We start from the raw sequence: 6,690 nt of genomic DNA on the forward strand, positions 1-6,690 counted from the left end.
AGGGTGAGGCCTATCAAATTCGCTATAAATTTACTACAAGGGTCGAAGATATGGTGGCCTAGTTCAACAGCCACTAAACTAGTATAACGTAATTATCGCATGTAAATCTCATCTTTTTATATTGCACTTCTTGCGATATCTGATAAAAGTCGTTCGCTTAATACCGGTATTACGGGCGACGTCTACATCACTCATGCCCGTCTGATAAAGCTTAAAAGCATGTAGTAAGCGGGGATCATCTTCGGTATATTGGGGTTTGCGCCCATGATATTTCCCCTGCTGTTTGGCCAGGAAAATCCCCTGTTGTTGACGCTCAATAATCCGCTTCCGTTCACTTTCGGCCTGATACTTATACAGTTCAATGATTAAGTTAGTCATTAGTTGACGCAAGTTGGGATCCGCAATCCCCGTCATGGACGGCAAATTCAACACATCTAGGGTGGCACCTTTGTTCTGAATGGTGTTCATAATCTTAGTTAATTCCTGGTTGTTTCGGCCCAAGCGGTCTAATTCAGTAACCAGGACAATATCGCCTTCACGGATATAGGCCAGCATTTTTTGCAGTTCAGGTCGCTTGGTGTTAGCCCCACTTAACTTATCTGTAAATAGTTTATCAACGCCTTTTAAAGCCGCTAACTGTCGATCTAAATGTTGCTCCTTGGAACTCACACGCGCATAACCAATTTTAGCCATTTTTAGCCTTCCTTTTGGACAGCCCTAATGAACACTTTTAATGCCTAGTATAGCACAGAAACAAAAAAGGCCACTAGGGTATACCCTAATGGTCGTTTTTTGCTTCAAAGGATTTGTTTTATAAGCGCTATTTTTGTCTTTTACTAAACTTGGTAGCCCCTTAATTTTACTGTATAATTATAGCTTGTAGAGAAGTTAAGGCGGTGGCTATTTCCGATCGGAGGTGGTGCTTATGGTGTTAAACCCTTAAAGCCCATAATTCCTAACGAAAGGAGTAGCCTAAGTGTCCGTATCGGACGCTTTACAATTAATGTTGGCTTTCGGTACCTTTATCGTGGCCTTAATCGCATTAATTGTTGAGCTGATCAAAAGTCAGCAAAAAAACATTCTAAGCTTAGTGGTGAATCATGATCCGACGGGACTGTGATTCACCACTAAGCTTTTTTTGGTACAGTGGTAACGGAGTTGACATGTCGGAGGTTATTTTGACGCAAAGACGTCGTAAAAAAAACTGGCAACTTCGCAGATTCATCAATGAACTCGGTCGAAGATTGTTGGCGCTTGACGCCGTGTATTGAAAATTGAGATGAGTGAGTCGGTGAAACAACTTCAAAAGGTGGTGTATCAAATGGAATGCATATTTGGTCTTGATATTAGTAAACACACAGCTAATGTGGCCGTTTTGATTGACAGACAAGTCATCAAAGAATTTAAGTTATCAAGCAATCGTGAAGGGTTTGAGCGACTTGAGGATGAGCTAAACAGCTTTAGAGAACCAAAAATTATCTTTGAATCAACGGGGATCTATTCACGACCGTGGCGCGCCTTTTTTCAGCGTAATGGCTGGCTATATACTGAGATAAATCCCCTAAAAGCTAAGAAAGTAATGGACAGCTTTAGAGCTGTTAAAACAGATTCGGTTGACGCCGTTGGTCTGGCAGAAGCGATGTCTAGAAACCATTTTTTGCCATCATTTCAAGAAAAATCTGAATACACAGAACTACGTGAGCTACATCGAATCTATCAAGAGCACAACGACGACGTCGTGCGTAATAAGAATCGTCTTCATCATGAGCTACAGCTTACTTTCCCGGAAATTGAACACTTCCTAAGTAGGCCTGAAGGTGGCTTATACTGGCATATTGTACAGAAATTCCCGCATCCACATTTGGTGTTACAACATGGTTCCGCTGAATTAACATCAATTATATTAGGGGCTACTCAAAAAAATATGGGTTCCAAACGGGCTCAACGTTTAGCCGAACATCTTCTGGAGTTAGCCAAAAGTTCTGAACCAGCATTAGATACTGACTCATACGCAATTAAGCGAGTTATCGAGTTAGCATATGAAGTTAAACGTCTTGACCGCCTAAAAGAATCTTTAATTGAGGAGATGGCTAAAATTGGTACGAGCTTACCTGAGGTGGCAATTTTAACGACAATTCCTGGAATTGCGCTTAAATCAGCATTGTGTATTATTGCAGAATTAGGCGATATCCGGCGATTTCATAGTGCCAATGCCATTAATGCGTATATTGGTATTGATTTAACTACTTATCAATCAGGGGACTACATGGCCAAACAGCGTATCCGAAAACGTGGAAACGCTTTGGCAAGAAAGGTCTTGTACCGTACGGTTATCAACATTATCAGTGCTTCCTCATATCGACCAACACACTTTAACGATTTCTACCAAATGAAAAAGCAATCTTCTCAATCTAAGGGAACCAAGAAGATTGCGATTGCAGTTATGAGTCGTCTAAATAGAACAATCTTCCACCTAGTTTTGAACAACGAAGCTTATGAGCCAACAGTGTTTCAACCAAAACAGTAGTTCATATATCTTCTGAAGACAGTATAGTATCTTGAAAAATTAACATTTCAAGAGGTTTATTTAGATTACCCTTTGAAGTATTGCTTTCCTCAAATGAACAAAAAAAGACCCCATGTACAAGCTTTACCTGTACATGGAATCCCATGAAATTAACATTCTACTTGACTAATGGTAGAAAAATAACCGCCTTAGCTCTGGCAAGCTAGCGGTTATTTAAACTGTATAAATTTGTCACCGTCTTAAACGGCTCTACATGGGAAGTCCTGTTATCAGCGGGGCTTCCTTTTTCTTAACCATATTATAGCATGACTATGACTGACTTTCGACAATTTTAAATCAGATTTCTAGCACTTTATGGGAACACAAGTTTGCTTTTGTGCCAAAATATGGGTAAAAGCTAATGGAAGTGATCAACTTGTTTACTGATAATGAACCGCATGGCGTGTTCTTTCTAATCGACAACAAAAGCTTCTATGCCAGTTGTGAAGCCCTAGCTAGAGGGCTGAACCCCTTAAAAGTGCCCTTAGTTGTCCTTAGTGAAGCCAAAAACACCAATGGTGGCCTAATTTTGGCTACTTCACCCGAAGCCAAGCAATTATTTCATATCAAAGCTAATGTCTCACGTAAACGTGATTTACCTAATGATCCGCGTCTGTGGGTTGTCCCACCACGCATGAACCTCTATATCGAACGTAACTTGCAAATCAACCAAATCTTCCACCAGTTTACGACTGAAAAAGAAGTTTGGCCGTATTCAATTGACGAAAGTATTTTGGATATGACTCATTCATGGCGGCTTTTTGGGCAGTCTGTCCGTGAAGTAGCAAGGTTGATTCAAACTACGGTGCGGCAAAAATTAGGCTTATACACCACCGTTGGCATTGGTGATAATCCGCCCCAAGCTAATCTTGCCCTTGATGTGTATGCTAAGCATACCGCTGACTTTATTGGTGAAATTCATTATGAGACTGTCCCTCAAAAAATCTGGACGATCAATGACTTAACTGCTGTCTGGGGGATCGGTGAACGGACAGCTAAACGGCTAAACCGACTAGCTATTCACAACATGTACGAGTTAGCCCATGCCAACCCTTATTTGTTGAAACAAGCAATGGGGATTATTGGCACCCAATTGTTCGCCACGGCCTGGGGAATTGATCGAGCACAGGTTACGGAACCCGCTAAATTCAAATCAGCAAGTCTAGGCAATTCACAAGTATTGCCACGGGACTATCTTAATCAAGCAGAAATTGAAACGGTCATTAAAGAAATTGGTGAACAAGTGGCTGCTCGGCTACGACACCACCATAAAATGGCGGGGTGTCTGTCGCTAAGCATTGGTTTTTCTTACTCTGCGGCCGCAGCCGATGGCCGCGGTGGCTTTCATCAGGCTTTAAAAATTGAGCCAACCAATGATAACCAAGTTTTAACGCGACAACTATTATGGTTGTTCCGCAAAAACTGGGACGGTCAAGCTGTCCGAAATATTGGGGTTTATAGCAGCAAATTAAGTACCAACACCGGCCAACAGCTTAGCTTATTTGAGCCGGCAAGTACCCAGATTAAGGCTAGTCGGTTAAACCAAGTGATTGATGAAATTCATCGCCGCTTTGGCTTCACGAAGTTAGTTTATGCCACCAGCTTGTTAAGGGGCGGTACGGCTATTGAGCGTGCTTCACTCGTCGGTGGTCATAATGGGGGCAATAGCTATGAATAACGATGTAGAAATTATTATGGGACGCTTAACCTTGCTGTTTAAGCGCCAGTCGCGAACACGCTACTGGTTGATGATCGCTAACGATCCTTACGATCAGACCTACAATGTATTTTTTAACAGCCAACGGGCTAACGAGCGCTTGCAATCCGTTCCTTTACATAAATTAGCACACTATGATTTAGCTGATTTGGAGACGCTACTAAAAGCTTTGCGACAAAAGATTAAACTAACGATTGAATTTGTTGGCTTTACTGGCGAACGCTGGCCTAAAAGTCAAAAGTTAATTCAACGAAAGCGGGTGCCCCTTGAATAACCAAGACTTTGACTTAGATACGGTTAAGCACTTCTTTGAACATGATTATCACGATCGGGGCATGATGAAATGGCAGGGGTTCTATTTGTCCGATCATACCGCCGCGCTAAATCAACAAAACAAGCAGTTGAATGCAGTCTATGTCCCACAACCGCAGCAATCCTTAGCAGAACTGACACAAGTGCTGGCCGACGCGTATCAAAGGCAACAACTGGTAATGATTCAGCTAAAAACGGTTGACCAAAATAACCACCATTTGCCGGATATAACGACTTTAATTCATGGCTACAATGCTAATGATATTGTGATTGATTCTGATTGTTTCGTCCCGCTACAAGAAATTCGCAATGTGGAATACAAAAAGACGGAGAAGCTATAAAAATTAGCTCTCCGTCTTTTCTTAACGCTTTATTTGCTGTTGTTCATTTTGTCTTGGCTGTGTGATCTTTGGATTTTGTCTCACAAAATTTTGCAACTATTTTTTAGCTCAACTGCTTATTTCTTGGTACACTATATCGCGCTTGCTTTAATTGACAACATTTTGAGGATTACCTGATAGATACGCCCTTACATTAGAAATGGTTATATTCAACAACCGTTCTCTTGTTTCGTACGGTGCCCAAGCAATATGTGGCGTAATATAGCAATTTTTTGCTTTTAGCAGGGGACTGTCACTATCAATTGGTTCTTTTTGAACAACGTCAGTAGCGTATGCGTAAACTTTATCTTCATTCAAGGCTTTCTTAATATCCTCCTCATTAACCAGTTTGCCTCGCGCTGTGTTTAGCAAAATAACACCGTTTTTCATTTTTGCAATCGTGTCATTATTAATTAAATGCATTGTCTCCGGCGTTTGAATTACGTGCAAACTAATAACATCTGATTTCTTTAAAAGTTGATCAAGAGACACTTGTTGAACCCAAGTTTCAGAAACTTTTTTAGGGCGATGATTATAAAAAATGACTTTCATAGAAAAGGCGTGCCCTATTTGGGCAACCTTTTGAGCAATATGGCCGTATCCGATTAATCCTAAAGTTTTGTCTTTTAATTCTAATAGCGGTTTATCCCAAAAAGTAAAGTCAGGTACCTGTGACCATTTATTTTCATGAACAAGCCGATTATGCAAGCCAACCTGACTTGTTGCTTCTAATAGTAATGAGAAAGTAAATTGTGCTACTGCATCACTAGCATATGTGGGAATATTGGTTACTACGACTTTATTTTTATGAGCACTTTTAATATCAACGACATCGTAACCGGTTCCCATAATTCCAATATAATTTAGCTTCGGAACTTTACTAATCACGTCGTCATCTAGCGGAGTTTTATGCGTGATAACAATTTCAGCGTCACTAATTCGTTTTATAATTTCATTCTGATCATTAACTGGTGTACGGTCATAAAAAGTACATTCGCCTAAGTCTTGCAATAAGTGCCAATTTAAATCTTTATTTAGCTCATAACCATCTAAAAGAACAATTTTCATCGTGAGATATCTCCTATCTTTTTAGTGTTTCGCCTGTATTCCGTTCTGATTGTCTAATTTCTGGATTCTGACTCACAAAATCTTGCAATTGTTTTTGCGTTCGATCACTAATTTCCTGGTGCACATCGGTTAATTGATTTTTTAATTCTGATTTTTGTTGTGGATTAGTTGCTTGCTTAACTTGTTGTTGCAAGCCTTGATACGACTGATTAAGTTCCTGGGCTGATCGCTTTTTTAGATCATGCTCAGGCTCTTTTGGTGCTTCTTGTAAGCCTAATTGTTTGGTTAAGCCATCGCTAAGCTCAATCACTTTGTTGCTCACTTGCTGGATCTCACTCAAAGCACTATGGATCACGGCTTTATCTTTAGCCCAGGTAGCCACATAACCAAGTAAGTAGTTCCTGGTATCAATGCCAATATTTTGCATGGCAACATATGCGACCGCTTCGGCTTGGTTTCCTGATAGGCTTGTGGACGATCTTTAAAGGCTGATTTTAATCCGTGTAGCTGGCTATGCGCATATTCATGATATAACGTCTTCAATTTTAAAGCATTATCGGGCTCATCGCCACCAATGACGATTTCATTAGTGCTGGGTTGAAAATACCCCTTAGCCCCATTTAGCGTCGCTAAAGGCACTTCACTGA

At 40.6% G+C, this 6,690-nt stretch carries 7 protein-coding genes and 1 pseudogene; 5 read left to right on the forward strand and 3 right to left on the reverse strand.

Features of this window, described 5'->3' with window-relative positions; all coding sequences use genetic code 11:
* Positions 1 to 108: 108 nt before the first annotated feature.
* Positions 109 to 693 (reverse strand): recombinase family protein, encoded by a 585-nt coding sequence (locus tag Q0C76_RS08815; RefSeq protein ID WP_295732147.1) that lies wholly within the window; start codon positions 691 to 693, stop codon positions 109 to 111.
* A 283-nt stretch (positions 694 to 976) separates the two neighbouring features.
* On the opposite strand from Q0C76_RS08815, the gene Q0C76_RS08820 reads away from it, so the two are divergent.
* The 5 genes from Q0C76_RS08820 (at position 977) to Q0C76_RS08840 (ending at position 4,936) form a co-directional block, all read left to right on the forward strand.
* Positions 977 to 1,120, forward strand: coding sequence for a putative holin-like toxin (locus Q0C76_RS08820; RefSeq protein ID WP_295732149.1), 144 nt, complete (start codon positions 977 to 979; stop codon positions 1,118 to 1,120).
* A gap of 171 nt (positions 1,121 to 1,291) precedes the next feature.
* Positions 1,292 to 2,527 carry an IS110 family transposase gene (locus Q0C76_RS08825; RefSeq protein WP_225432343.1) on the forward strand — a complete coding sequence of 412 codons (1,236 nt, stop codon included), beginning with the start codon at positions 1,292 to 1,294 and terminating at the stop codon, positions 2,525 to 2,527.
* A 415-nt stretch (positions 2,528 to 2,942) separates the two neighbouring features.
* Positions 2,943 to 4,244: a Y-family DNA polymerase gene (locus Q0C76_RS08830; protein ID WP_295732162.1), complete on the forward strand. Its 1,302-nt coding sequence runs from the start codon at positions 2,943 to 2,945 to the stop codon at positions 4,242 to 4,244.
* Positions 4,237 to 4,557, forward strand: coding sequence for a hypothetical protein (locus tag Q0C76_RS08835; RefSeq protein WP_039107792.1), 321 nt, complete (start codon positions 4,237 to 4,239; stop codon positions 4,555 to 4,557). The genes Q0C76_RS08830 and Q0C76_RS08835 overlap by 8 nt, the downstream gene beginning before the upstream one ends.
* Complete coding sequence (locus Q0C76_RS08840) at positions 4,550 to 4,936, forward strand: hypothetical protein (RefSeq protein ID WP_295732158.1); 387 nt, start codon at positions 4,550 to 4,552, stop codon at positions 4,934 to 4,936. Before Q0C76_RS08835 ends, Q0C76_RS08840 begins: the two co-directional genes overlap by 8 nt.
* A gap of 147 nt (positions 4,937 to 5,083) precedes the next feature.
* Here Q0C76_RS08840 and Q0C76_RS08845 read toward each other — a convergent pair whose 3' ends face one another.
* Complete coding sequence (locus Q0C76_RS08845) at positions 5,084 to 6,043, reverse strand: D-2-hydroxyacid dehydrogenase (protein ID WP_295732160.1); 960 nt, start codon at positions 6,041 to 6,043, stop codon at positions 5,084 to 5,086.
* A gap of 13 nt (positions 6,044 to 6,056) precedes the next feature.
* Positions 6,057 to 6,690, reverse strand: a pseudogene (locus Q0C76_RS08850) (hypothetical protein); the annotation flags it as partial.

It is taken from the genome of uncultured Limosilactobacillus sp. (assembly GCF_934202705.1).
Classification (GTDB): domain Bacteria; phylum Bacillota; class Bacilli; order Lactobacillales; family Lactobacillaceae; genus Limosilactobacillus.

Excerpts from the sequence above, each read along its gene's own strand:
- Q0C76_RS08815 (WP_295732147.1), bottom strand. The coding sequence starts at position 693 with ATGGCTAAAATTGGTTATGCGCGTGTGAGTTCCAAGGAGCAACATTTA.
- Q0C76_RS08835 (WP_039107792.1), top strand. The coding sequence starts at position 4,237 with ATGAATAACGATGTAGAAATTATTATGGGACGCTTAACCTTGCTGTTT.
- Q0C76_RS08845 (WP_295732160.1), bottom strand. The coding sequence starts at position 6,043 with ATGAAAATTGTTCTTTTAGATGGTTATGAGCTAAATAAAGATTTAAAT.